The organism is Streptomyces sp. NPDC085944 (assembly GCF_040686295.1).
In the GTDB taxonomy this organism is placed as follows: Bacteria; Actinomycetota; Actinomycetes; order Streptomycetales; family Streptomycetaceae; genus Streptomyces; species Streptomyces salinarius.
The window spans coordinates 152,237-176,338 of the sequence record NZ_JBFBJX010000008.1 but is presented as its reverse complement, the minus strand read 5'-3'; the positions used below and the strand labels follow the sequence as shown (position 1 = coordinate 176,338).

At 72.3% G+C, this 24,102-nt stretch carries 22 protein-coding genes and 5 pseudogenes; 19 read left to right on the top strand and 8 right to left on the bottom strand.

Features of this window, described 5'->3' with window-relative positions; all coding sequences use genetic code 11:
* Nucleotides 1–17 precede the first annotated feature (17 nt).
* Together AB0P07_RS18045 and AB0P07_RS18040 are read left to right on the top strand one after the other, a co-directional pair.
* Nucleotides 18–422 (top strand): annotated as a pseudogene (locus AB0P07_RS18045) (DUF5753 domain-containing protein); the annotation flags it as partial.
* A complete protein-coding gene (locus AB0P07_RS18040) occupies nt 419–598 on the top strand; it encodes a DUF397 domain-containing protein (RefSeq protein WP_365551641.1) in 180 nt (59 codons plus the stop codon). The pseudogene AB0P07_RS18045 and the gene AB0P07_RS18040, both read left to right, overlap by 4 nt.
* On the opposite strand, the gene AB0P07_RS18035 is transcribed toward AB0P07_RS18040, so the two are convergent.
* Nucleotides 546–2,063 (bottom strand): carboxylesterase family protein, encoded by a 1,518-nt coding sequence (locus AB0P07_RS18035; RefSeq protein WP_365551638.1) that lies wholly within the window; start codon nt 2,061–2,063, stop codon nt 546–548. The two genes, AB0P07_RS18040 and AB0P07_RS18035, sit on opposite strands and share 53 nt — an antisense overlap.
* A gap of 150 nt (nt 2,064–2,213) precedes the next feature.
* Here AB0P07_RS18035 and AB0P07_RS18030 point away from each other — a divergent pair, with 150 nt between their 5' ends.
* Nucleotides 2,214–2,528 (top strand): STAS domain-containing protein, encoded by a 315-nt coding sequence (locus tag AB0P07_RS18030; protein WP_365551635.1) that lies wholly within the window; start codon nt 2,214–2,216, stop codon nt 2,526–2,528.
* Between the two features lie 16 nt (nt 2,529–2,544).
* On the opposite strand, the gene AB0P07_RS18025 is transcribed toward AB0P07_RS18030, so the two are convergent.
* Complete coding sequence (locus AB0P07_RS18025; RefSeq protein WP_365551632.1) at nt 2,545–3,213, bottom strand: hypothetical protein; 669 nt, start codon at nt 3,211–3,213, stop codon at nt 2,545–2,547.
* A gap of 63 nt (nt 3,214–3,276) precedes the next feature.
* Here AB0P07_RS18025 and AB0P07_RS18020 point away from each other — a divergent pair, with 63 nt between their 5' ends.
* Together AB0P07_RS18020 and AB0P07_RS18015 are read left to right on the top strand one after the other, a co-directional pair.
* Nucleotides 3,277–3,852: a GNAT family protein gene (locus AB0P07_RS18020; protein WP_365551630.1), complete on the top strand. Its 576-nt coding sequence runs from the start codon at nt 3,277–3,279 to the stop codon at nt 3,850–3,852.
* Between the two features lie 73 nt (nt 3,853–3,925).
* A pseudogene (locus AB0P07_RS18015) lies at nt 3,926–4,528 on the top strand (IS5 family transposase); the annotation flags it as partial.
* 125 nt (nt 4,529–4,653) lie between these two features.
* On the opposite strand, the gene AB0P07_RS18010 reads toward AB0P07_RS18015, so the two are convergent.
* The gene (locus tag AB0P07_RS18010) at nt 4,654–5,763 is read right to left on the bottom strand and encodes a serine hydrolase domain-containing protein (RefSeq protein WP_365551627.1); all 1,110 of its coding nucleotides are present in this window, start codon (nt 5,761–5,763) and stop codon (nt 4,654–4,656) included.
* A gap of 275 nt (nt 5,764–6,038) precedes the next feature.
* Between AB0P07_RS18010 and AB0P07_RS18005 the strand changes: the two are divergent.
* A pseudogene (locus AB0P07_RS18005) lies at nt 6,039–7,139 on the top strand (IS701 family transposase); the annotation flags it as partial.
* Between the two features lie 113 nt (nt 7,140–7,252).
* On the top strand, nt 7,253–8,089 hold the full coding sequence (locus AB0P07_RS18000) for an alpha/beta hydrolase (RefSeq protein ID WP_365551624.1): 837 nt from the start codon (nt 7,253–7,255) through the stop codon (nt 8,087–8,089).
* Between the two features lie 118 nt (nt 8,090–8,207).
* Here the strand turns inward: AB0P07_RS18000 and AB0P07_RS17995 are convergent, their stop codons facing one another.
* Nucleotides 8,208–8,537: a hypothetical protein gene (locus AB0P07_RS17995; RefSeq protein WP_365551621.1), complete on the bottom strand. Its 330-nt coding sequence runs from the start codon at nt 8,535–8,537 to the stop codon at nt 8,208–8,210.
* A gap of 127 nt (nt 8,538–8,664) precedes the next feature.
* Between AB0P07_RS17995 and AB0P07_RS17990 the strand changes: the two genes are divergently transcribed.
* Nucleotides 8,665–9,069, top strand: coding sequence for a VOC family protein (locus AB0P07_RS17990; RefSeq protein ID WP_365551618.1), 405 nt, complete (start codon nt 8,665–8,667; stop codon nt 9,067–9,069).
* A 154-nt stretch (nt 9,070–9,223) separates the two neighbouring features.
* Here the strand turns inward: AB0P07_RS17990 and AB0P07_RS17985 are convergent, their stop codons facing one another.
* The 4 genes and pseudogenes from AB0P07_RS17985 to AB0P07_RS17970 form a co-directional block, all read right to left on the bottom strand.
* On the bottom strand, nt 9,224–9,907 hold the full coding sequence (locus AB0P07_RS17985) for a helix-turn-helix domain-containing protein (protein WP_365551615.1): 684 nt from the start codon (nt 9,905–9,907) through the stop codon (nt 9,224–9,226).
* A gap of 267 nt (nt 9,908–10,174) precedes the next feature.
* Nucleotides 10,175–11,113 carry an AraC family transcriptional regulator gene (locus AB0P07_RS17980; RefSeq protein WP_365551613.1) on the bottom strand — a complete coding sequence of 313 codons (939 nt, stop codon included), beginning with the start codon at nt 11,111–11,113 and terminating at the stop codon, nt 10,175–10,177.
* Nucleotides 11,114–11,146: 33 nt separating this feature from the next.
* Nucleotides 11,147–11,366, bottom strand: a pseudogene (locus AB0P07_RS17975) (copper homeostasis protein CutC); the annotation flags it as partial.
* Nucleotides 11,367–11,552: 186 nt separating this feature from the next.
* Nucleotides 11,553–12,740 (bottom strand): YihY/virulence factor BrkB family protein, encoded by a 1,188-nt coding sequence (locus tag AB0P07_RS17970; protein ID WP_365551611.1) that lies wholly within the window; start codon nt 12,738–12,740, stop codon nt 11,553–11,555.
* A 100-nt stretch (nt 12,741–12,840) separates the two neighbouring features.
* On the opposite strand from AB0P07_RS17970, the pseudogene AB0P07_RS17965 reads away from it, so the two are divergent.
* The 11 genes and pseudogenes from AB0P07_RS17965 (at nt 12,841) to AB0P07_RS17915 (ending at nt 24,096) form a co-directional block, all read left to right on the top strand.
* A pseudogene (locus tag AB0P07_RS17965) lies at nt 12,841–14,483 on the top strand (acyl-CoA dehydrogenase family protein).
* Nucleotides 14,484–14,725: 242 nt separating this feature from the next.
* On the top strand, nt 14,726–16,015 hold the full coding sequence (locus tag AB0P07_RS17960; protein ID WP_365551608.1) for a GAF domain-containing protein: 1,290 nt from the start codon (nt 14,726–14,728) through the stop codon (nt 16,013–16,015).
* A gap of 244 nt (nt 16,016–16,259) precedes the next feature.
* Nucleotides 16,260–17,573 (top strand): hypothetical protein, encoded by a 1,314-nt coding sequence (locus tag AB0P07_RS17955; RefSeq protein WP_365551605.1) that lies wholly within the window; start codon nt 16,260–16,262, stop codon nt 17,571–17,573.
* An 84-nt stretch (nt 17,574–17,657) separates the two neighbouring features.
* On the top strand, nt 17,658–18,230 hold the full coding sequence (locus AB0P07_RS17950; RefSeq protein WP_365551602.1) for a GNAT family N-acetyltransferase: 573 nt from the start codon (nt 17,658–17,660) through the stop codon (nt 18,228–18,230).
* A gap of 148 nt (nt 18,231–18,378) precedes the next feature.
* Nucleotides 18,379–18,462, top strand: a complete 84-nt coding sequence (locus tag AB0P07_RS17945) for a putative leader peptide (protein WP_309475039.1) — start codon at nt 18,379–18,381, stop codon at nt 18,460–18,462.
* Nucleotides 18,463–18,612: 150 nt separating this feature from the next.
* Nucleotides 18,613–20,310, top strand: coding sequence for a sulfite reductase SirA (gene sirA / locus AB0P07_RS17940; protein ID WP_362477570.1), 1,698 nt, complete (start codon nt 18,613–18,615; stop codon nt 20,308–20,310).
* Nucleotides 20,307–20,486, top strand: coding sequence for a hypothetical protein (locus AB0P07_RS17935; RefSeq protein WP_061441935.1), 180 nt, complete (start codon nt 20,307–20,309; stop codon nt 20,484–20,486). Before sirA ends, AB0P07_RS17935 begins: the two co-directional genes overlap by 4 nt.
* Nucleotides 20,483–21,193, top strand: a complete 711-nt coding sequence (locus AB0P07_RS17930; protein ID WP_365551598.1) for a phosphoadenylyl-sulfate reductase — start codon at nt 20,483–20,485, stop codon at nt 21,191–21,193. The genes AB0P07_RS17935 and AB0P07_RS17930 overlap by 4 nt, the downstream gene beginning before the upstream one ends.
* Nucleotide 21,194: 1 nt before the next feature.
* Complete coding sequence (cysC, locus tag AB0P07_RS17925; protein WP_365551595.1) at nt 21,195–21,803, top strand: adenylyl-sulfate kinase; 609 nt, start codon at nt 21,195–21,197, stop codon at nt 21,801–21,803.
* A complete protein-coding gene (cysD, locus tag AB0P07_RS17920; RefSeq protein WP_365551592.1) occupies nt 21,800–22,738 on the top strand; it encodes a sulfate adenylyltransferase subunit CysD in 939 nt (312 codons plus the stop codon). The genes cysC and cysD overlap by 4 nt, the downstream gene beginning before the upstream one ends.
* Nucleotides 22,739–22,740: 2 nt before the next feature.
* Nucleotides 22,741–24,096 carry a GTP-binding protein gene (locus tag AB0P07_RS17915; protein ID WP_365551589.1) on the top strand — a complete coding sequence of 452 codons (1,356 nt, stop codon included), beginning with the start codon at nt 22,741–22,743 and terminating at the stop codon, nt 24,094–24,096.
* Nucleotides 24,097–24,102 lie beyond the last annotated feature (6 nt).

Below are 24,102 nucleotides of genomic sequence, written 5' to 3'. Positions count from 1 at the left end.
GGATATGCCAACTTCACCTGGCGGCGGCACGCATCGAGCGGCAGGGAATCCTTCAGGGCAAGGAACCGCCGATCACGTGCTTCGTGGTCTGGGAGCCGGTCGTTCGGGCACCGATCGGTGGGCAAACCGTCTGGCGCGAGCAGCTACGGCAGCTGCGCGCGTGCTCGGAGCTGCCAGGGCTCATGGTGCAGGTCCTGTCTCAGGACCGGACGAGTCACGCGGGGCTGAACTGCCCGTTCGTGCTGCTGGAGACACCCGAACACCAGCGGCTCGCCTACACGGAGAACCAGCGCGGCAGCCAACTCATCGCCGACCCGGATGAGGTGGCGATCCTTACGCAGAAGTGTGCGGTGCTGCGGTCTCAGGCCCTCACCCCCGAGGACACGAGGGATCTGCTGGACCGTCTCCCGGGAGAGCAATGAGCGGCACCGCACTTCGGTGGTTCAAGTCGAGCTACAGCGGCAGCGAAGGCGGCCAGTGCATCGAAGTCGCCCAGGAACCCACCGCCATCCACATCCGCGACTCCAAAGCCCCGCAGGGACACGTCACCGTCGCACCAGACGCCTGGGCCGCGTTCCTCGGGGCGCTCGGCGCGTGATGACGTCGGCCTTCCACAGGTCGTACTCGGCGTCGAGCGGGCCGTAGGCCGTGCGCGGGTCGCCGTCGCCGAAGACCCGCACGGGGTGGGTGGCGTCCCACGCCTCCCACCCGGGGTCGCCGGACGCCACGAACCGCACCCATGCTCCGTGCATCGCGTCGGCCAGTTCCTGCGGCGCTCCCTCGCCCGCGAGCCTGCGCGCGTCGGGGCCGTCGCCGGAGTCGAAGACGAAGCCCAGCTCCAGGGCGTGACAGGCGCCGAGGTCGGGCAGGTTGGACGGCCAGGCGAACTCGTACACGTACGAGGAGCCGGGCCGCGCGTCGGCCAAGCGGTGCATCGGGATGCGGAGCAGGTGGTCGGTGACCAGTTGGCCCACGACTTCGGCGGTCCCCGCGTCGGGGCGCGCCGTACGGTAGCCGCGGACGACCTCGTTGCCGCAGTGGCAGCGGGCCCGGGCGCCCGCGAGGGCCACGGCGCCGAGCCGGTCGACGCGTTCGACGAGGCCGCCGGGGACGAGCCAGAGCCGGTACTCGTCGCGGGTCCAGCCCATCATGAGGTCGACGCCCGGCGCCACAGCGCCGTCGACGAGCGCCTCCAGCGGGTCGCGGGGCAGGACGTCGCCGTCGATGACGAGGCCGAAGCCGGGGCCGCCGAGCACGGGGCTGCTGAACCGGCCCACCTCGGCCTGGGCCCGCAGCAGCTGGTCGCGGTCGGCCGCGGCGAAGGCCGCGGCGGTGGCGGGGATCTTGAGGCGGGAGGCCATGCGGCGGACCATGCGCCGCACCTTGTCGCGGTCGGCCGCCTCGGGTGCGCCGCTCTGGAGCACGGCCCGCCGGAACAGCCCCTGGGCCGCGGGGGCGGCGAGGAGCGCGCCGGTGCTGATGGCGCCCGCGGACTGCCCGGCGACGGTGACCCGGCCGGGGTCGCCGCCGAAGGCGGTGATGGAGTCGCGCACCCACTGGAGGGCGGCGATCTGGTCGCGCAGTCCGGCGTTGGCGGGGGCGTCCGGGAACAGTCCGTAGCCCTCCACCCCCAGTCGGTAGTTGACCGAGACGCAGACGACCCCGTCGCGGGCGAAGGTGTGTCCGTCGTAGACCGGTACGGCGGAGGAACCCCTGGTCAGGGCGCCGCCGTGCAGCCAGACCAGGACCGGCAGGCGGGCTCCGGGGCCCGGCTCGGGGGTCCAGACGTTGAGGTTGAGGCAGGCATCGCCGGGGATCGACGGATCGGAGAGGTACCGGGCGAAGGCCTCGGAGTACGGCGGCTTCGGGGCCGTGGGGCCGAAGGAGCCCGCGTCGCGGACGCCGTCCCAGGGCTCGGGGGGCACGGGCGGACGGAACCGGCCGGGGCCGAAGGGGGGCGCCGCGTAGGGGATGCCCCGGAACACGGCGACTCCGTGCTCGTACCTGCCGCGTACCGCCCCGTGCACCGTTCTGACCACGGGGTTCGTCTGGCCCGACCGCATACGCCCACCAGCCCTTCGCCGCACTCTCGTACCGCTCAAGGCACAGCGCCGCCCGGGCCTGATCTATTCCGGGCCGCCCCTGTCATGGCGAACGGGGGGACAATGGAGGCTACGGACGCCACGCACGCACGAGCGACCGAGGAGGCTGTCGTGACGGACGCACCCGTAAGGATCGCCGAGGCCGACGGGCGGCACGCGGTGCTGGCCTTCTCCGGGTCCCTGGAGGCGCCCGCGCTGGGCGTGCTGGAGGAACTGCTCCTCGACCCGCGGCTGCGGGAGCCGGGATCGTGGACCCTGGACATGAACGACCTGGACCACATCGACCTGGCCTGCGCCTACGCGCTGCTGCGGACGGTGACCCGGACGCCGGAGCCGGTCGCCCTCACCGTCCGGGGCGCCCGCCCCGCAGTCCACCGGACGCTGCGGCAGGCGGGGCTGGACACGGTGGCGTCCTTCACGGCGTGAGCGAGTGGCCGCCGGGTCAGCCGCCCACGTCCACGTGGTTGTCGGGCGCCCCGTCGCCGTACCGGGGCAGGTCGCCGCGCTCGACCGGAGAGGCGGGCGCGGGGTCGGCGGAGGGCACGAGGCGGTCGGTCTCGGCGGCGTCGGGGCGGTGGGCGGCCAGGGCGGCGGCGCGCAGGACCTCGCGCGGTACGGCGTCCGTCTCGGCGGAGACCCGGACGACGTGACCCTTCTCGGGCAGCGCGTACTCGTGCCGTCCGGCGCCGGTGCGGTACCAGGCGTCACCGTCGCGCTCGCAGGTGGTGTGCTCGCCGGACAGGTCGCCGACCGGCTGCTCGGGGCAGGTGTCGGCGGTGATGGTGCCCCGGTCGACGGCGAGGCGCAGCAGCGCGTCGGTGTCGCCGTCGACCCAGGTGGCGGAGAAGCCGTCGTCGCCGAGGACGCCGACGGACTGCTGGGCGAGGGTGAAGCCGGGGGCCTCGGTGACGTAGACCAGTTCGGGCGCCACGCCCATCGCCTGGGCGCGGGCCTCGAGTGCACCCGCGTCGGTGGCGGGAGCCGCCGCGCCCGGCGAACCGGAGGGGCGGCCGGCGGCCGCCGTGGAGGATGCCTGCTCGGATCCGCAGGCGGTGAGCAGCAGCGGGGCCACCAGCAGCAGCACGGGCAGCACGCGCGCGTGACGATTCATGCGCTCATCCTGCCGCACAGGTGTTCATGCTTCGGTGGTTTTGTGATCGATTAGAGTGGCGCAATGTTCGAAGATAGGTTCGACAGGTTCAAAGGGCGGCTGGTCAGACTGCGTGCGCTGCGCCCCGAGGACGCGGAGCACCATCTGCGGTGGCGCAACGACCCCGAAGTGATGCACTGGGCCACGGCCGGCGATCCGTGTTTCGGCCCGGTCACCTCGGAGGCGGTCGCCCTCGGCTTCGACACCATGCTGCGCCTGAACCCCCGGGAGTCGGCCGTGTTCACGGTCGAGGACCTGGCGGGCGGGAAGGTGATCGGCATGGCGGACTACCGGGACCTGGACCCGTACGCCGGCGTGGCCACGCTCGGAGTCACCATCGGCGAGCGGGAGTTCTGGGGCCTCGGCCACGGCAGCGACGCGCTGCGGCTGCTCGTGGACCACCTGTTCGGCGCCTTCCCTCTGCACCGGCTGGAGCTGGACACGTGGAGCGGCAACGAGCGTGCCGTGCGTGCCTTCACCGGGCTGGGATTCCGCGAGGAGGGCCGCCGCCGGTCGGCCGTGCTGCTGGACGGCAAGCGCTACGACCGCGTGCTCTTCGGGATGCTCCGCGAGGAATGGGCGAAGCCCACGCGCGCGTGACGAGGCGGGCGGGCCGCCTAGGGCTGTCCGGTGGGTCGTGTGACGCTCCTTCGGGGAACTCGTTCCGTGGGACATGGGGCGCGGAGATCTTTCGGATCAGGAGTGGGCTCGGTTGGAACCGCACGTGCCGACAGATCGCGGGCGGGGCGGACGCCGGCAGTGTCACCGTCCAGTGATCAACGGGATTCTCTTCCGTCAACGGACCGGCCTCCCCTGGCGAGACCTGCCTCTCTGCTTCGGGAGCCGGAAGACGGTTCACGACCGTCATCGCAGGTGGTCAGCGGACGGCACGTGGGAGAGGATTCTGCGGGCCGTCCAGGCCGACGCCGATGCCGAGGGCCGGATCGACTGGAGCATGGTCAGCGTCGATTCCACGACGTGCCGCGCTCATCAGCACGCGGCTGGCGCCTCCACTCCGGCACCAAAGACCCCGGTCGGCGTAGGGGCCCGGCACGCCATCGCTCCGATGAGGCCCTGGGACGCTCGCGAGGCGGGCTCACAAGCAAGATCCACCTTGCCGGGGAAGGGGTGCCGCCCACTCGGGTTTGTCGTCACGCCCGGCCAGTGGGGGGACGCACTGCAGATGATCCCCGTCCTGCAAGAGATCCGTGTGCCCCGGCAAGCAGGTGGACGACCGCGCACCCGGCCCGACCGTGTCGGGGGCGATAAGGCGTATTCGTCACGACGCAACAGGCGTCACCTGCGCAGACGTCAGATCAAGCACACGATCCCCCTGATCAAGTTCAGTAGCTGTACGACTCGGGAAGGCATCGCCTGGGGGCGACCGTGCCCCCAGGCGGGTCAGCGCGTCCCGCCGACGCCACCCTCGATGAGTGAGGACATCTTGCCCATGGTCGCCGCGGTCACATCGCCGGTGACATACACGACCGCCGTGCGCGAACCGTCCGCCGTGACAGCGGCCCACGCGTGGTAGCCGAGCAGTTCGCCGAAGTGGGAGAAGAAGCTGCCGCCGCCGGGGAGCGGCAGTTCGGCGAGGCCGAGGCCGTACCGCGCACCCTCGATGCCGATCCCGGACGCTGGGACGGTGGCGGTCATCTCGGCGAGCCGCGCCGGGGGAAGCAGTTCCCCGCCGAGCAGCGCGGCGTAGAAGACACTGAGGTCGCGGACACTGCTGATGAGGGCACCAGAGCCAACAGCCATGCTGGGGTTGAGAAGCGTGACGTCGAGCGGCGTCTCGGTGCCGAACGATGCCCAGCCGGGCGCGTGTGGGCCGGGGACGAACGGTGACTCTCCGGGGGCGCTGGTGGCGTCGAGGTCCAAGGGACGGATGATCCGGTCGGTGATCTCCGCGGCCCAGCTCCGGCCGGTGATCCGCTCAATGATCATCGCGGTGAGCAGGTAGTTGGTGTTGGCGTACGACCACTTCTCGGGTCTCCTCCCGAGCCGCAACGCCGCGCCTGCCAGCTCCTCCGGCGTATAACTCCGCAGCCGCTCCGCCTGATAGCCCTCTGCACTGGTCAGTGCCGGGATCTTGGGGTCGAGCAGGCGGCTGGTGTGGCGCAACAGGTCCCGTACGGTGATGTCCCGCGCAACCTCCGGCAGCCAGTGCCGTACGAGGGTATCCAGTTTCAGGTCGGCAAGCTGGAGTGCGACCACCGCCGTGAACGTCTTGGTGAGGCTCCCAATCCGGAACCGTCCTTCGCGCGGCGTCCCGGTGAACGCGTGGCGCCGACCGTATGGCGACATCACCTCCGCGCCGACCCCCGCAACGCCGGTGGCCAGGATCGCGTTCACCTGCCGACGGAGATTGCCGTTCGTCGCGGCGGCTGCGGGTGTGGCCAGGCCCCTGGAGGCGGGTGCTGACGCCGCCGTCGGCCCCCTGGTGAAGCCCACCAGGGCCGAGGCCATGCCGAAGGTCAAGGCAGCCCGGCGTGAAACAGGTACGCGCATGGTGTTCCCCCTTCTGTTCCCCCCATCCCATCAACACCGGAGGCCCACGCCCATCCAGCTGTCCTCCCCTCAGCCCCCCAGCTGGCCCCCGGCGAAGCCCGGGGGATGCCCACCGGACCCGGTGGGCCTTGTCGCGGCGAGGGGTGCCTTGCGGCGGTATGGCCCCGGGTGCGCTGTACCGGGCACCATGTCCTCCGGCGTGATCCATCGGACAGGGCCCAGTAGTACTTCGTTACGTTGGGTGATCTTGCCTGATGGGTGGGCATTCTCCTGGCATGGGGCTGGGGGAGGTGGAACGACTCCGGGGTGAGTTGTCGGAGTTCGTTGCCGATGTGTTGGCCTCGCTGCCGCGTCGGGACCAGCGGCGGTGGGGCGAGTGTTATCCGCGGGGCCTGATGCTGGACGGCCGTCGTAAGTCGGTCCAGCCGATGGCCGAGCGGCTGCCGGACGGGAACATGCAGGCCCTGCAGCAGTTCGTGAACCAGTCGCCATGGGATCCGCTGCCGGTCAGGCAGCGGATCGCCGAGCGGCTGTCCGCAGTTGTCGGGCCCGAGGTGTGGGTGATCGACGACGTGTCGTTCCCCAAGTGCGGCAAGGCGTCGGTCGGGGTGGCCCGCCAGTACTGCGGAGCGGTCGGCAAACGGGCGAACTACCAGGTCGCGGTCAGTGTCCATGCCGCCACCGACACGGCCTCGTGCCCGTTGGAGTGGCAGTTGTATCTGCCGCGTGAGTGGACGGACGAACCGGAGCGATGCCGCAGGGCAGGAGTCCCCGACGACGTGGTGCACCGGGAGAAGTGGCGTCTCGCGCTCGGCCTGCTGGACACACTCGCCCAGTGGCAGTTGAAGGCACCGGTCGTGGTCGCCGACGCCGGCTACGGCGTCAGCACCCCCTTCCGACTCGGCCTCGAGGAGCGAGGGCTGTCCTATGTCCTGGCCCTGACCGGGAAGGAAGTCGCCCACCCGGAGGATGTTGAGCCGTACCAGCCTGCTTACGGCGGACTCGGACCGCCCACCCTTCCCCGCTACCGCACCCCACCGCGAACCGTCTGCGTCCTCGCAGCGGAGGCCGGTGCCGACCGGTTCACCGAGGTGACCTGGAGGCAGGGCAGCAAAGGCGCGATGACCTCACGCTTCGCGGTCCTGACGGTCCGGCCCGCGGGCAAGCAGTCCCTGGCCGCAGCGCAGGAGGCGGGCGGCGGCCGCAACCGGTGGGACGGCGTCCTGCCCGTCCAGACACTCCTGGTCGAGTGGCCGGACGGCCAGGACGCTCCGACGGACTACTGGATATCGAACCTGCCCGCCACCACACCGGCCGCCGACCTGGTGCGGTGGGCCAAGATGCGCCGGCGGATCGAGCACGACTACCGCGAGCTCGACTTCGGCACCGAAGGCCTGACGCACCGATGACTTTCCTGCACTGCGGGGGTCCTATCGGCAGCAAGGCACACCACAGCAGTACGGCCCCTACGTGAACCGGAGAGACAAACATGGCAACAGCGCGAGAGCAGTCGGCCGGAGCCGAGGCCCGAGTCACCTCCGCCGACGGCACCGAGATCGCATTCGAGCAGTCGGGCCGCGGGCCGGCCGTCGTCCTGGTTGCCTCGGCACTGGCAGACCGCTCGGACACAGCCAAACTCGCGACTCTCCTCGCCCACCACTTCACTGTGATCAACTACGACCGGCGCGGACGCGGTGCCAGCGGGGACACCGCTACTTACGCCCCCGACCGCGAGATTGAAGACATCGCCGCGTTGGTCGAACACGTCGGCGGTTCGGCGTCGCTGTTCGGCTCGTCCTCCGGAGCGGTCCTCGCCCTGCGCGCGGCCGCGGCCGGAGTCAACGTCGACCGCCTGGCTCTGTACGAGCCGCCGTTCGTGGTCGGCGAAGGCGACGACGGACCGCCTAAGGACCTCGCACAGCAGATTACTGCGTTGCTTGCGGAGGGCAGGCACAGCGACGCGGTCAAGTACTTCATGACCAGGGTGCAGGGCATGCCCGGCATCGCCGTGTTCTTCATGAAGCTCATGCCGAAGATGTGGGCAAACCTCACCAAGTTGGCCAGCACTCTCCCCTATGACATCGCGGTCATGGGCGATACCCAGCAAGGCAAGCCGCTCGATGCCGAGGAGTGGAAAGAGGTGGCCCTACCCACCCGCGTGCTGACCGGTGGCAAGAGTCCGGCCGCATTCCAGCGCGCCGCCCTCGCCGTCACCGAGCTCCTGCCGCAGGCCGACCATCGCACTGTGCCCGGACTCAACCATGGCGCCGTCGTCATGGCTCCAAAGAAGATCGCCCCGCAGATCATCGAGTTCATCAAGGGATGAGCTTGTCGGTTCGAGCGGTTCGGCGGCGCCTGGCACCCCTTCTGGCACTCGGAGCCGAGCACGCCCCGTCCCCAACTGACCGCCGAACCCCGAACGACCACGACTTGCGGGACAGCTTTCAGGGGCGGTGGGCCGCGGCGTCCTTCGTCAGTTTGACGGCCTGGCGCAGGCTGAGCCCGGGAACCGCCTCGCGCAGGGTCTTGACCGCCCGCACGGAGTCGACGGGGCCCTCGTGCCCGGCCGCGGCGAGGCGTTCGTGGACCCAGCGGGCGAGCAGTGCCGCGTCGGGCTCCGCGGCGGTCTGCTCGACCAGGGCGGCGGCGCGCTCCAGCCCGGGCCGTTCCTCCGGCGTCGCCTCGGCGAGCGCCTGACGGATGCCGTGGGCGACGACGTCCGTGTCGCGCAGGACGAGGACGTTGAGTTCAGGTGGGGCGAGTCGTCCGAACATACGGCCATGATCGGCTGGACACCCGGTTCCGATCAACGGACTTGAGGAGCTTCTGAGGCACGCGGCGCGGCAGCCACGTGTCCGTTTTCTTCAAGACCGCGGGCGCGGCCCTGCCTACGGTGGCCCCATGACCGCACGATTCGACGCCATCGGCCTCATCGTCTCCGACATGGCCGCCTCCGTGACCTTCTACCGCCGGCTCGGCTTCGCCTTCCCCGAGGGCTGCGAGGAGCAGCCGCACGCGGAGGCCTCGTTGCCGGGCGGCATCCGGCTGCTCCTGGACACCGAGGACTCCGTTCGTTCCTTCACCCCCGGGTGGCAGCCGCCGGCCGGGGGCGGGCGGCACTCCCTCGCCCTGCTGTGCGACACGCCGCCCGAAGTGGACGCCTTCTACGCCGAGATGACCGGCAGCGGGTGCAAGGGCGAGCGCGAGCCCTGGGACGCGCCCTGGGGGCAGCGGTACGCCGTCGTCAACGACCCGGACGGCCACGGCGTCGACCTGTTCGCGCCGCTGCCGGAGGGCCCGGCTTGACCTCGAGCCAACTCGAGGTCGGAGGCTGGGCAGCAGGGATCGGCGCCATGTATCCGCTGGAGCGGGCCGCCGAAAGCCCACCACGCGCGGGCCGCGCACACCACGGTGGGCACGTCGCTGCTGCTGATGGACGGCGGCGCGACGCGGCCACGAGCTAGCCGCGCAGCAGCTCGCCGGGCGGCAGCCCCGTCAAGTCCCGTACGTCCCGCGCCAGATGGGCCTGGTCGGCGTACCCGGTCAGGGCGGCCGTCTCCGCCAAGGGCGTGCCGTCCCTGGCCAGGGCGAGGGCGCGTTGCAGCCGCAGTACCCGGGCCAGCGTCTTGGGACCGTAGCCGAAGGCGGCCAGCGAGCGGCGGTGCAGTGTGCGGGCTCCGACGCCGAGGGCGTCGGCGGTGGCGGAAACCGGGCGGCCCGCGTCGAGGGCGGCGACGATCCGGGCCGGCAGCGGGTCGGGGGGTCCGCTGTCGGCGGCCCGCGACAGCGCGGCCTCCTCCAGGCCGGTCGCCGGGTCGGGGGCCGCGTTCACCCGGGCGGTCAGGCGGCGTGCGCGGGCGGCCGGCCAGAGGTCGGTGAGGGCGACGCGGCGGTCGCGCAGTTCGGCGGCGGGCACGCCGAGGAGGGCGGGTGCGGTGCCCGGGCAGAAGCGGACGCCGGCCCAGGGGCCCTGGGTCCCCTCCGTGACGTGGGCGCGGGTGTCGGGCCCCGCGACCAGGAGCCGGCCGTCGTGCCAGAGCAGGTCCATGCAGCCGTCGGGCAGGACCCGCCCGGGGCCGGACCCGGTCGGGCTGTTGGTCCACACCACCGCACCGGCCAGCCGAGACCCCCACTCCGCATACACGCACGCCAGACTACGCCGGACAGCACAGGTACCGCCCCAGCCACGGACAGTCCCCACACCGCCCCAGCCACGAGCAGTCCCCGCGCCACCGCCGCTGCGGGCAGTCGTGCCGCTCCCCCACCGCCGCTGCGGGCAGCCGTGCCGCTGGGGCGGCACGGGTGGGCGCAGCGGCACCCCGCAACGCCGGGCAGCGCAACCCGCCCCGCCCCCGCCCGCGCCACCGCGCCGGTCAGCCGGGACCCCCGTTCCGCGGGCCCTCCTGCCACGTCATCCCGGGACCCCGGTCCGGTACTCCTGCGGACTGACGCCGTACACCCGCTTGAACGCCGCGGACAGCGCGAACGCGCTGCCATAGCCGACCCGGCGGGCGATCGCGCCGAGGGTGTCCTCGCCGTCGCGCAGCCGGTCGGCGGCCAGGGCGAGGCGCCAGCCGGTGAGGTAGCCCATCGGTGGTTCCCCGACCAGGTCGGTGAACCGGCGGGCGAGCGCGGCACGGGAGACGCCGGTCTTGGCGGCGAGCGACGCGACGGTCCAGGGGTGCGCCGGGTCGTCCTGGAGCAGCCGCAGCGCCCGGCCGACGACCGGGTCGCCCAGGGCCCGGTACCAGGCGGGGGCATCGGCCGACGGACCGGCGAACCAGGCCCGGAGCGCGGCGATGACCAGCAGGTCCAGCAGCCGGTCCAGGACCACCTCCTGGCCGGGCTCGTCCCGCGTGACCTCGCTCATCAGCAGGGGCGTGAGGGGGTTGTCCCACGCCTCGGAGGTGAGCGACAGCAGCGGGGGCAGCGCGTCCAGGAGCCGGCCGCCGATCTCGCCGCGGACCAGGTAGGTGCCGATGAGCAGGACCGCCCGGCCGTCGGGGCGGTCGCCCCAGGTGCGTACGCCGAGGTCCATCGAGCCGTTGAGGGGGCGTCCGTCGGGGTAACTGCACGCGCTGCCCGGGAGGATCACCGCCTGCGGGGCGGTGGCGGGGTCGTCGGCGCAGACGTACGGGTCGGGGCCGCGCGCGATGGCGAGGTCCCCGGCGCGCAGCCGCAGCCGCTCCCCCGTGTCCGGCACGATCCAGGCGTCGCCGCGGACCATCAGCATGACGGTCAGCGGTGCCCGGTCCTCGACGCGCACGGCCCAGGGCGGGTCGAAACAGGCGCGGATCATGAAGGCGCCACGGGCCCGGGGGCCCTCCAGCAGTCCGGCGAGTGCGTCCACGGTGCCAGTGTCCCGGTTCGGCCCCCGGGCCGTTCACCCAGGGGCGTGGCCCGCTCCTGCGACCGCCGCGTCCAGTGCCCGCCGCGCCGCCGCGACGACGGCGCCGTCGGTGACGAAGTGGGTGTCGTCCTCCGCCAAGGTGCCGCCGGCTCCGAGGGGCACCCAGCCGGCCGCGCGCCGGGGCGTCGCCCGGGTCTTGGGCGGAGAGGTGCACCGAGCCGGCGCCCGCCGTCAGCAGGCCGGCGACGTCGCCCGGAACGGTGAGGGCCATCGTCCAGGATCCGATGCCAAGGTGCCATCCCGCTGCTATCGGCACAACAGGTCGTAGAACCGGCTCGACCGTCCGTATTCGACGGGCCCAACACCCACTCCTCGTTCGTGAGACCTCCCCCTCTGCCCACGATCATTCCGCAGGCAAGATCCACTTTCGATACACGGCCTACGAGGCCTCCGGCTTGTCGTGGCCGTGACCGTGCCCGTCGTCGTGGTGGTTGTGGTGAGGGTGGGTGTGGTTGCGGTGCCCGGGCGGCGGGTTCTTCCCGTGGGTGCGCAGGCGGGCCGTGACGTCCTCGGGCGGCAGGAAGCGGGACCAGCGTTCCGGGAACTCGGAGGGCATGTCCGGGTCGCCCTCGCCGTTCGCGGAGGTCCGGGCCACGTACTCGGCGACCTGGGCCTGGCGCAGCCGTTCGTTGGCCTCGCGGGCGGCGGCGGTGGCGGCGGCCGGCCACACCCGGTCGATGGCCGCGTTGACCGCCGCGCCCACGAGCACCGCGAACGCGGACACGCCGATCCACAGCAGCACGGCGACGGGCGCGGCCAGGGAGCCGTAGATGGTGGGGCCCTCGACGGTGCTGGTGAGGTAGATGCGCAGCAGGAAGCTGCCCAGCACCCACATGGCGAGGGCCACCAGGGCGCCGGGGACGTCCTCGATCCACGGGGAGCGCACGGGTACGGAGACGTGGTAGAGCGTGGTCAGGAAGGCCACGGACAGGATGATGACGACGGGCCAGTACAGGACCTGGACGACCGTCGTCGACCACGGCACGATCCGCACCACGGCGTCCGGCCCCGCCACCATCAGCGGCAGCGCGACCGACCCGATCAGCAGGGCCACGATGAAGAGGAGGAAGGCCATCAGGCGGGTGCGGACGATGCCCCGGACGCCGTCGAGGCCGTACATCACGGTGATCGTGTCGATGAAGACGTTCACCGCGCGGGAGCCCGACCACAGGGCGAACAGGAAGCCGATGGAGATGACGTCGGGCCGGCCGCCCTTCATCACGTCGTCCAGCATCGGCTCGGTGATCTGCTTGACGCCCTTCTCGGAGAGCACCGCGCGGGAGGCGTCCAGGATGTTGTTCCGCAGGCTCTCGGTGGTGTCGGCGCCGATCCAGGAATCGACGTAGCCGAGCAGCCCGAGCAGGCTCAGCAGCAGGGGCGGCACCGAGAGCAAGGTGAAGAACGCGGCCTCGGCGGCGAGACCGAGGATGCGGTACTCCATGCACGAGTTGACCGTGTCCTTGAGCAGCAGCCAGGCGGTCCTGCGTTTGGAGACGTTCCGGTACAGAACCCGGGCGCGGTGGAGCCGGCCCGAGGGCCGTTCGGGGGAGTCGCTTGCTGGCTGCACGCCCTAAAGGTATCCGGCGCGGGGGCCGGCACTCATCCGCGGACGCCCGGTGATCCCGTAGCGGGCCCGCCGGGGCCGCACGCGCGGTAGGTTCACGTCCATGGCAGGCAGTACCCACACCGTGACGAATCAGGCGCCGCCGCTGACCGGCTACGACGTCTTCACCGCCGACCGGGCCCTGACGGAGGCGGTCGAGCGGCATCTGCCGGCCCAGCTGCGCGGGGAGGCGCTGGCCGAGCTGTCGGGGACGGGCCGCAGCTGCGGGGCGCTCCAGACCCAGGAGTGGGGGGCGCAGGCCAACGCGAGTCCTCCGGTGCTGCGCACCCACGACCGGTACGGGCACCGTGTCGACGAGGTCGACTTCCACCCCGCCTGGCACCGGCTGCTCGGCAAGGGCGTCTCGGCGGGCCTGACCGATGCCTGGTCGCGTCCGGGAGGGCACGTGCGCCGTGCGGCCGGGTTCCTGATGTGGACCCAGGTGGAGGCGGGGAACTGCTGTCCGCTGTCGATGACCCACGCGGCGGTGCCCGCCCTGCGCGCCGACCCCGACCTGGCCGCCGAGTGGGTGCCCCGGCTGACCTCCCGGGTCTACGACCGGGAGCTGCGGCCGGCCCGCCTGAAGGCCGGGGCGCTGTTCGGGATGGGCATGACGGAGAAGCAGGGCGGCAGCGACGTACGGGCGAACACCACGTCGGCGCGGCCGCTGGCCGAGGCCGGGACGTACGCGCTGACCGGGCACAAGTGGTTCTGCTCGGCACCCATGTCGGACGGCTTCCTGGTGCTGGCCCGGGCGCCCGGGGGGCTGACCTGCTTCCTGGTGCCGCGCGTCCTGGCGGACGGCACTCGCAACGTGTTCCTGATCCAGCGGCTCAAGGACAAGCTGGGCAACCGGTCCAACGCCTCGGCGGAGGTCGAGTTCGCCGGGACGTGGGCGCGCCGGGTCGGTGAGGAGGGGCGCGGGGTGGCCACCGTCATCGAGATGGTGGCGGCGACCCGGCTCGACTGCGTGCTGGGCTCGGCCAGCTGATGCGGCAGGCGGTGGCGCAGGCGGTGCACCACTGCGGGTACCGCGAGGCGTTCGGCGGGAAGCTGGCCGACAAGCCGCTGATGCGCAACGTGCTCGCGGACCTCGCGATCGAGTCGGAGGCGGCGACCGTCCTCGGGATGCGGCTGGCGGCCGCCCACGACGCAGCCGAGGCCGGGGACGAGCGGGAGCGGGCGCTGCTGCGGCTCGCGGTGCCGGCGGCCAAGTACTGGGTGACCAAGCGCTGCGCGCCGGTGGCGGTGGAGGCGGCCGAGTGCCTGGGCGGCAACGGATATGTCGAGGAGTCCGGGCTGCCCCGGCTGGTGCGCGAGTCGCCGCTGAACTCGATCTGGGAGGGCGCCGGAAACGTGCAGGCGCTGGACGTGCTGCGGGCGCTGGGGCGGGAACCGGCGACGTTGGACGCGTATCTGACGGAGGTGGGCGCGGCGCGCGGGGCCGATCACCGGCTGGACGCGGCGATCCGGGACCTGCTGACGGAGCTGGCCGACCTGGCGGCCGCCGAGGGGCGGGCGCGGCTGCTGGCGGAGCGGCTGGCGCTGGTGCTGCAGGGCGCGCTGCTGGTGCGGTACGCACCGCCGGAGGTGGCCGACGCGTTCTGCGCCTCGCGGCTGGGCGGCGACGGGGGTGCGGCGTTCGGCACGCTGCCGCCGACGCCGGACCTGGCGGCGGTGGTGGAGCGGGCGCGGCCCGTGCTCTGATTCCGGCCGCGTGGCGCGGGGGTGGTGCTGCGCCGACACGGCACCACCCCCGCCACACGGGCCTGTTCAGGCCGCGTACGCCGCTCGGGACGGCGTGGTTCAAGTTTGGACACCGGCGGGACCGTCCACCAGGGTTGCAGGGGGTTGCAACTTGCGGTCGGCTGTGTGCGGACTGTGCCCGTCCGGCGTGGGCAACCGGTCACTATGAGACGAGCAATCGACTTCCGGAAGGACGAGGTCCCGTGGCGCTCTCGCCCATGGACGTGACGCAGTTCACCGCCGCCGACACGGCGCGTGCGGCGCGGATGCTCAGCGAGGTCCGCTCCGCGAGACTCTCGGGCGGGCGGGCGCCGGTGGCACCGCGGCCGGTGATCGAGCAGTCCTGGGACCGGATGCTGCGCAGCGGCGTCGATCCGGAGCACGACTTCCGCTCCGGGCTGCTGGCGCCGGAGGAGATCCGGCGGCGGCGCGAGTCCTCCCCGCTGCGGCACGTCCTGCCGGTGCTGCGGGAGGCGCTCCTGTCGGTCGCCGACGTGGCCCACCACATCATGGTGGTCGCGGACGAGGACGGCCGGGTGCTGTGGCGGGAGGGCAGCGCGCGGGTGCTGCGCCGGGCCGACGGGCTCGGGTTCGAACTCGGGGCGGACTGGCGGGAGGAGGTCGTCGGCACCAACGGCCTGGGGACACCGGCGGTGACCCGGCGGCCCGTACAGGTCTTCGCCTCCGAGCACTTCGTACGGTCCCAGGCCACCTGGACCTGTGCCGGGGCGCCGATCACCGACCCGCGCAGCGGACGGCTGCTCGGGGTGGTCGATGTGAGCGGGCCGCTGGAGACGATGCATCCGGCGACGCTGGCCTGGGTCGACTCGGTGGCCAAGCTGGCTCAGGCCCGGCTGCGGGAGCTGCACACGCAGTCGCTGGAGCGGTTGCGGGCGGTGGCCGCGCCGGTGCTGGCCCGACTGGAGGGGCGGGCGCTGGTGGCGGACCGGGACGGGTGGACGGCGGCGGTCACGGGAATGCCGTACCTGGAGCGGGTGGTGCTGCCCAAGTCGCCGGAGGCAGGGGTGCGGTGGCTGCCGGGGTTCGGGGCGTGCACGGTGGAGCCGCTGGCGGAGGGCTGGCTGGTGCGGGCCGCGGCGGGGCCGGTGCCCCAGGGCGCCGTCCGGATCGTCCTCGACCTCGGCCGGCCGCGCCGGTGGTCGGTGCGGGTGCTGGGCGGCGCGGAGGACTGGACGCGGGAACTGAGCCCCCGGCACGCGGAGTTGCTGTACCTGCTGGCGGTGCACCGGGGTGGGCGCAGCGCCGCCGGGCTGGCCGAGGACATGTTCGGCGACCGGGCCCGCACGGTGACGGTACGGGCGGAGATGTCGCGGGTGCGGAGGTACCTCGGGGCCTACCTGGAACACCGGCCGTATCGTTTCTGCGAGGACGCGGAGGTCGAGGTCCTGCTCCCGGCCGATCCGCGCGACCTGCTCCCCCACTCCACGGCACCGGCGGTGACGGAGGCACGGGCATCGGCGACGGTGCCGTGACCGGGGCCCGCGACGCCGACGTACGACGGGGCGACGGGGTGACGGGGTGACGGGACCCGCCTCGTACCGCCCTCGATGCGGACGACCCGGATGGCCGTAAAGACGGGTTGATTCCGCATATTTGCATCGTCTGCGTCCGCCGGGCCGTCCGTCTGCCGTAGCATCCTCTACGGACCGCCTCATCCGCTCCTCGGTCAACGCGTCCACCGTGGAGCACAGTTGGTCCGGTGTCCGTGGAGGTTGTATGAAGCAGCGCGGCAGACACCGCCGGCGCAGACGGGGCAGGGCACTGCGCGCGGCCCTGACCGGCGCCGCGCTCGCCCTGACCGGCGCGGCCACGCTGATCAGCGCCTCGCAGGCCACGGTCGCCGACGATCCCGGCACCCTCAAGCCCCTCACCTCCGCCGCCGACACCGAGGCGCTGCGGCTGACCGAGCACCGGGTGCCGACGGCCTGGCTGGACCGGCTCTCCGCCGCGATGGGCGACCCGGTGGGCGTCGACACCGTCCTCGACTCCGCCGACCGCACCCTGCGCGACGCCGACGACTGCACGGCCGGGGAGCGCGAGGCGCTGCCGGTCTCCCCCGCCGCCACCCGCGCCTACTGCTGGGACGAGACCGACACCGACGGCTGGCGCCCCGGCGCCGTCACCACCTCGGGGGAGGCGGAGAAAGACGGCCGCTGGGGCGGCCACCGCGTCGTCCTCTCCGCCTGGTCCCGCGACGACGGCACACCCCAGGGCGGTCTCGCCCGGGTCTCCTTCGTCAACGCCGACGACCCCGGCCGGCTCGGCTACACCTCGGCGCTCCTCGCCGTCCCGGTCGACGGCGGTCACGACTACCGGGGCCTGGCCTCCCCCGTCACCGGCATGGTCTGGTACCGCGACAAGCTGCTGGTCACCGCGGCCGCCGGGGACCGCGACGCGCTGTACGTGTACGACGTGCGGCGGGTCCAGCGCGCCACCACCGCGGCGGACGCCGTCGGCCGGGTGCCCGGCGGCTGGGCCGCGGGCGGCCACCGCTACGTCCTGCCCGCCATCGCCTCCTACCGGCTCCCCGACCTCGACGGCGCCGCCCGCCCCGGCGCGATCTCCCTGGACCGCGGCACGACCCCCGACAGCCTGGTGGCGAGCGAGCGCGTGGACGCGGACGGCGACCGGCCCACCCGGCTGTGGCGCTACGCCCTGCGCGCCGGCCCCGACCCCGAGCGCGGCGGACTGCCGGTCACGGACTCCACCGGGCACGTCAACGCGGTGGAGGCGTACGAGACCGGTGCGGCCGAGGTCGGCGGCGTACTGTCGTACCGCCCGCCCGGCGCGACACGGACGGACTGGTACCTGGGACGCGCGCCCGGCGGGCAGGACGGACGCGGCACCCTGTGGCGCCAGGACACGCAGGGCGCGCGGGCCTCGGAGTGCGGCGCGGACCGGTCGCAGCAGTGCTGGAGCGGACCGGCGGGTTCACTGTCGTACTCGGCACCGACCGGCGAGGTCTGGTCCCAGTCCGGCCGGATGCTGTTCGCGCTGCCGATGACCTCGATCGAGGACGCCCTCGGCTGACGCGCCGTCGCCGTCGCGGGCGTCGCACCGGCCCGCGCGGGCGGGGATCGACAGACCCGCGGAGCGGATGATTCCCTGACCGGCATGACCAACATCGCCGTGACCACGTGGTCCCTGGAGCAGACGGCGCCGACCGATCTGCTGCCGGCCGCCGCCCCGGAGGGGGACGTCCGGATCGTCCGCTCCGAGGTGCCCTCCCCCGAGTTCAGCCGCTTCCTGTACGCCTCGGTCGGCGGCGACATCCGCTGGACGGACCGGCTCGGCTGGAGCCACGCCCGCTGGCGGGAGCACCTGGAGCGGCCGGGCGTGGAGACCTGGGTGGCCTACGACCGCGGCACGCCAGCCGGATACGTGGAGCTGACACCCGGGGACGACGGCGTCGTGGAGATCGAGTACTTCGGCCTGCTCAAGGCCTTCCGCGGCCGGCGCATCGGCGGCCACCTCCTCTCCTACGGCACCGCCCGCGCCTGGGACCTGGCCGAGCGCTGGCCGGGGCTGGCCACCACCAAGCGGGTCTGGCTGCACACCTGCAGCAAGGACGGCGAGTACGCCATGGACAACTACCGGCGCCGCGGCTTCCGGCTGTTCGACACGAAGGTGGAGGAGGAGGCGGACGTGGCCACTCCGGGGCCGTGGCCCGGAGCCTTCCCCACCTGACCTGCGCCGACACGTCTGTTTTCGGCCGTCTGCCCGCACGGCGCCGCACATGTGACCCACGACACCCTTGTCTCGCTCAACGAGACAAGGGTGTCCACATTTTGGATTAAGCTGGACCTGGTCCAGATCGCCGTGCCAGTCTTCCGACATGCCTGGAACTGGAATTGCCTTGGTGAGTCGGCGCCACGTCGACCTCGGCCGTATGTCCAGCGCCATCTGTCCGGGCCGCTGAGAGCACTCTCCAGCACCTCCGGAACCCCCGCATTCACCCCGCTCCCGCGCAATGACGCGCACGCGTGTCTCACGTACGCCCACGTAGCGCCATGCGCCATGCGCGCAGGTCAGAGCCCTTTTCCACCTGTTCTCAAAGGACGTGTCACCCATGGCCGCCACTCCGCCGAAGCCTGCTGCCGCGAGCCCCCGCCGCAAGGTGAGCCGTCACCGCGGCGAGGGCCAGTGGGCGGCCGGGCACTTCACCCCGCTCAACAGCAACGAACAGACCAAGAAGGACGACGACGGTCTCAATGTGCGGACACGCATTGAGACGATCTACTCCAAGCGTGGATTCGACTCGATCGACCCCGGCGACCTGCGCGGCCGCATGCGCTGGTGGGGTCTGTACACCCAGCGCCGCCAGGGCATCGACGGCGGCAAGACGGCGATCCTCGAGCCGGAGGAGCTGGACGACCGCTACTTCATGCTCCGGGTCCGCATCGACGGCGGCGCGCTGACCACGGACCAGCTGCGCGTCGTCGGAGAGATCTCACAGGAGTTCGCGCGCGGCACGGCCGACATCACCGACCGGCAGAACATCCAGTACCACTGGATCCGGATCGAGGACGTGCCGGAGATCTGGAGCCGTCTCGAGGGCGTCGGCCTGTCCACGGTGACCGCCTGCGGCGACACGCCGCGCGTGATGATCGGCTCCCCCGTGGCGGGCATCGCCGAGGACGAGATCATCGACGGCACACCGGCGCTGGAGGAGATGAAGCGCCGGGTGCTGAACAACCCGGCCTACTCGAACCTCCCCCGCAAGTTCAAGACCGCGATCTCCGGGTCGCCGGTGCAGGACGTCGTGCACGAGATCAACGACGTGGCGTTCGTCGGCGTCGAGCACCCCGAGCACGGGCCCGGCTTCGACCTCTGGGTCGGCGGCGGTCTGTCCACCAACCCCAAGCTGGGCGTGCGGCTGAACGCCTGGGTGCCCATCGAGGACGTGCCCGACGTCTACGAGGGTGTCATCTCCATCTTCCGCGACTACGGATACCGGCGGCTGCGCAACCGCGCCCGCCTGAAGTTCCTGGTCGCCGACTGGGGCCCGGAGAAGTTCCGCCAGGTGCTGGAGGACGAGTACCTGAAGCGGAAGCTGACCGACGGCCCGGCGCCCGCCGAGCCCACCAGCCGCTGGCGCGACCACATCGGCGTGCACCGGCAGAAAGACGGCCGCTACTACGTCGGCTTCGCCCCGCGCGTCGGCCGCGTCGACGGCACGATCCTCACCAAGGTCGCCGACCTGGCGGAGGCGCACGGCTCGGGCCGGGTGCGCACCACGGTCGAGCAGAAGATGATCGTCCTCGACGTCGAGGAGGGACGGGTCGACTCCCTGGTGGAGTCCCTGGAGGCACTCGACCTCACCGCCCGCCCCTCCACCTTCCGGCGCGGCACCATGGCCTGCACCGGCATCGAGTTCTGCAAGATCGCCATCGTCGAGACCAAGGCACGCGGCGCCTCGCTGATCGACGAACTGGAGCGCCGCCTCCCGGACTTCGACGAACCCCTCACCATCAACCTCAACGGCTGCCCGAACGCCTGCGCCCGCATCCAGACCGCGGACATCGGGCTCAAGGGCCAGCTCATGCTCGACGAGCGGGGCGAGCAGGTCGAGGGCTACCAGGTGCACCTGGGCGGCGCCCTCGGCCTGGAGGCCGGCTTCGGCCGCAAGGTGCGCGGCCTGAAGGTGACCTCCGACGAGCTGCCGGACTACATCGAGCGCGTCCTCACCCGCTTCCAGGCAGAGCGCGAAGACGGCGAGCGCTTCGCCGCCTGGGCGGCCCGGGCCTCCGAGGAGGCCCTGTCGTGAGCGAGCGCGCCGCGCCCTTCTACTGCCCCTACTGCGGCGACGAGGACCTGCGTCCCGGCGAGCAGGGCCACGGCGCCTGGGAATGCGGGGCGTGCAACCGCGCATTCCAGCTGAAGTTCCTCGGGCTGCTGGCCCGGGGTCTCCAGCCCGACTCCACGGGAGGGGAACCGACATGACCGCGGTTCAGGAAGAGCGTACGACCGAGGACCTCAGGGCGCTGGCCGAGCGGGCGGGCCGTGAGCTGGAGGAGGCCACGGCGCTGGAGATCCTCCAGTGGGCGGCCGAGACCTTCGGCAACCGGTTCTGCGTGACCTCCTCCATGGAGGACGCGGTCGTCGCCCACCTCGCCTCCCGCGCCCTGCCCGGCGTGGACGTGGTGTTCCTCGACACCGGCTACCACTTCCCGGAGACCATCGGCACCCGCGACGCGGTCGAGGCCGTGATGGACGTGAACGTCATCACGCTCACCCCGCGCCAGACGGTCGCCGAGCAGGACGCCGAGTACGGGCCCAGGCTGCACGACCGCGACCCCGACCTGTGCTGCGCGCTGCGCAAGGTCAAGCCGCTGGAGGAGGGCCTGAAGGGCTACCAGGCCTGGGCGACCGGACTGCGCCGCGACGAGTCGGAGTCCCGGGCGAACACTCCGGTCGTCGGCTGGGACGAGAAGCGCGGCAAGGTGAAGATCTCGCCCATCGCCAAGTGGTCACGGGAAGATGTGCAAACGTACGTCACCGAGCACGGCGTCCTCACCAACCCGCTGCTGATGGACGGCTATGCCTCCGTGGGCTGCGCGCCCTGCACCCGCCGTGTGCTGGAGGGCGAGGACGCCCGCGCCGGACGCTGGGCGGGCCGCGCCAAGACCGAGTGCGGACTGCACGGCTGACATGACGACCACCACGGGACCGACGGCCACCGGGCCGACGACCACCGGACCATCGATACCCAGGGAGAACCACGTGACGACCGGAGCCACCGTCTGGCTCACGGGGCTGCCCAGCGCCGGCAAGACCACCATCGCCCGCGAGCTGGCCGACCGCCTGCGCGAGGAGGGCCGGCGCGTCGAGCTGCTCGACGGCGACGAGATCCGTGAGTTCCTCTCCGCGGGCCTCGGCTTCGACCGCGCGGACCGGCACACCAACGTGCAGCGCATCGGCTTCGTCGCCGAACTGCTCGCCCGCAACGGCGTCACGGCGCTGGTCCCGGTGATCGCACCGTACGCGGACAGCCGCGACGCGGTCCGCGAGCGTCACGAGGCGAACGGCACGGCGTACGTCGAGGTGCACGTGGCCACCCCCGTCGAGGTGTGCTCGGTGCGCGACGTGAAGGGCCTGTACGCCAAGCAGGCCGCGGGTGAGCTGACCGGCCTCACCGGGGTGGACGACCCCTACGAGGAGCCCGTCAAGCCCGACCTGCGCATCGAGTCGCAGGACCAGACCGTCCAGGAGTCCGCCGCGGCGGTCCACGCCCTGCTCACCGAAAGGGGACTGGCATGACGACGACCGCCGAAGCGGCGCGGGAGGGTACGGCCGGCCCGTACGCCCTCTCCCACCTCGACGCGCTCGAATCGGAAGCCGTGCACATCTTCCGCGAGGTGGCGGGCGAGTTCGAGCGGCCGGTGATCCTCTTCTCCGGCGGCAAGGACTCGATCCTGATGCTGCACCTGGCGCTGAAGGCGTTCGCCCCTGCGGCCGTGCCGTTCTCCCTGCTGCACGTGGACACCGGGCACAACTTCCCCGAGGTCCTGGAGTACCGGGACCGCACGGTGGAGAGGCACGGGCTGCGGCTGCACGTCGCCTCCGTGCAGGACTACATCGACCGCGGGGTGCTCAAGGAGCGCCCGGACGGCACCCGCAACCCGCTCCAGACGCTGCCGCTGACCGAGAAGATCCAGGCGGAGAAGTTCGACGCGGTCTTCGGCGGCGGGCGCCGCGACGAGGAGAAGGCTCGGGCCAAGGAACGGGTGTTCTCGCTGCGGGACGAGTTCTCCCAGTGGGACCCGCGCCGCCAGCGCCCCGAGCTGTGGAACCTGTACAACGGCCGGCACGCGCCGGGCGAGCACGTCCGCGTCTTCCCGCTGTCCAACTGGACCGAGCTGGACGTGTGGCAGTACATCGCCCGCGAGGGCATCGAGCTGCCGCAGATCTACTACGCCCACGAGCGCGAGGTCTTCGCCCGCTCCGGCATGTGGCTGACGGCCGGCGAGTGGGGCGGCCCGAAGGACGGCGAGACGATCGAGAAGCGGCGGGTCCGCTACCGCACCGTCGGCGACATGTCCTGCACCGGCGCCGTCGACTCCGGCGCCGACACCATCGAGAAGGTCATCGCCGAGATCGCCGTCACCCGGCTCACCGAACGCGGCGCCACCCGCGCCGACGACAAGATGTCCGAGGCCGCGATGGAAGACCGCAAGCGCGAGGGGTACTTCTAGACATGACCAGCACCACCGAACCCGTCGAGCCGCTGTCGGTCTGGCAGTTGTCGGAGACCACCCTGCTGCGGTTCGCCACCGCCGGCTCGGTCGACGACGGCAAGTCCACGCTGGTGGGCCGGCTGCTGCACGACTCCAAGTCGGTCCTCACCGACCAGCTGGAGGCCGTCGAGCGGGCCTCCGCGAGCCGCGGCCAGGACGCCCCGGACCTCGCCCTGCTCACCGACGGCCTCAGGGCCGAGCGCGAGCAGGGCATCACCATCGACGTGGCCTACCGCTACTTCGCCACCCCGCGCCGCCGGTTCATCCTGGCCGACACCCCCGGGCACGTGCAGTACACGCGGAACATGGTCACCGGCGCCTCCACGGCCGAGCTGACGGTGATCCTCGTCGACGCCCGCAACGGCGTCGTCGAGCAGACCCGCCGGCACGCCGCGATCGCCGCCCTGCTGCGCGTCCCGCACGTCGTCCTCGCCGTCAACAAGATGGACCTGGTCGACTACCAGGAGTCCGTGTTCGCGGCCATCGCCGAGGAGTTCACGGCGTACGCCACCGAACTGGGCGTCCCCGAGGTCACCGCGATCCCCATCTCGGCGCTCGAGGGCGACAACGTGGTGGAGGCCTCCGCGGTCATGGACTGGTACGGCGGCCCGACGGTGCTCGAACACCTGGAGACCGTCCCGGTCAGTCACGACCTGGCGCACTGCCACGCCCGGCTGCCCGTGCAGTACGTGATCCGGCCGCAGACCGCCGAGCACCCCGACTACCGCGGCTACGCGGGCCAGATCGCCGCCGGCACCTTCCGCGTGGGCGACGAGGTCACCGTGCTGCCCTCGGGCCGCACCTCGAAGGTGTCCGGCATCGACCTGCTCGGCAGCCCCGTCGAGGCCGCCTGGACGCCGCAGTCGGTGACGCTGCTCCTCGAGGACGACATCGACATCTCCCGCGGCGACCTGATCGTGCCCCGCGAGGACGCCCCGGCCACCAGCCAGGACGTCGAGGCCACCGTCTGCCACGTGGCCGACGCGCCGCTCACCGTGGGCCACCGGGTGCTGCTCAAGCACGGCACCCGCACCGTCAAGGCGATCGTCAAGGACATCCCGGCCCGGCTCACGCTGGACGACCTGTCCCTGCACCCGCACCCCGGGCAGCTCGTCGCCAACGACATCGGCCGGGTGAAGATCCGCACGGCCGAGCCGTTGCCCGCCGACTCCTATGCCGACTCGCGGCGCACGGGCTCGTTCATCCTGATCGACCCGTCCGACGGCACCACGCTCACGGCCGGCATGGCCGGCGAGTCCTTCGCCGCGCCGGAGCCCGTGAAGGGCACGGCGGACGACGACGGGTGGGACTTCTGAGCATGG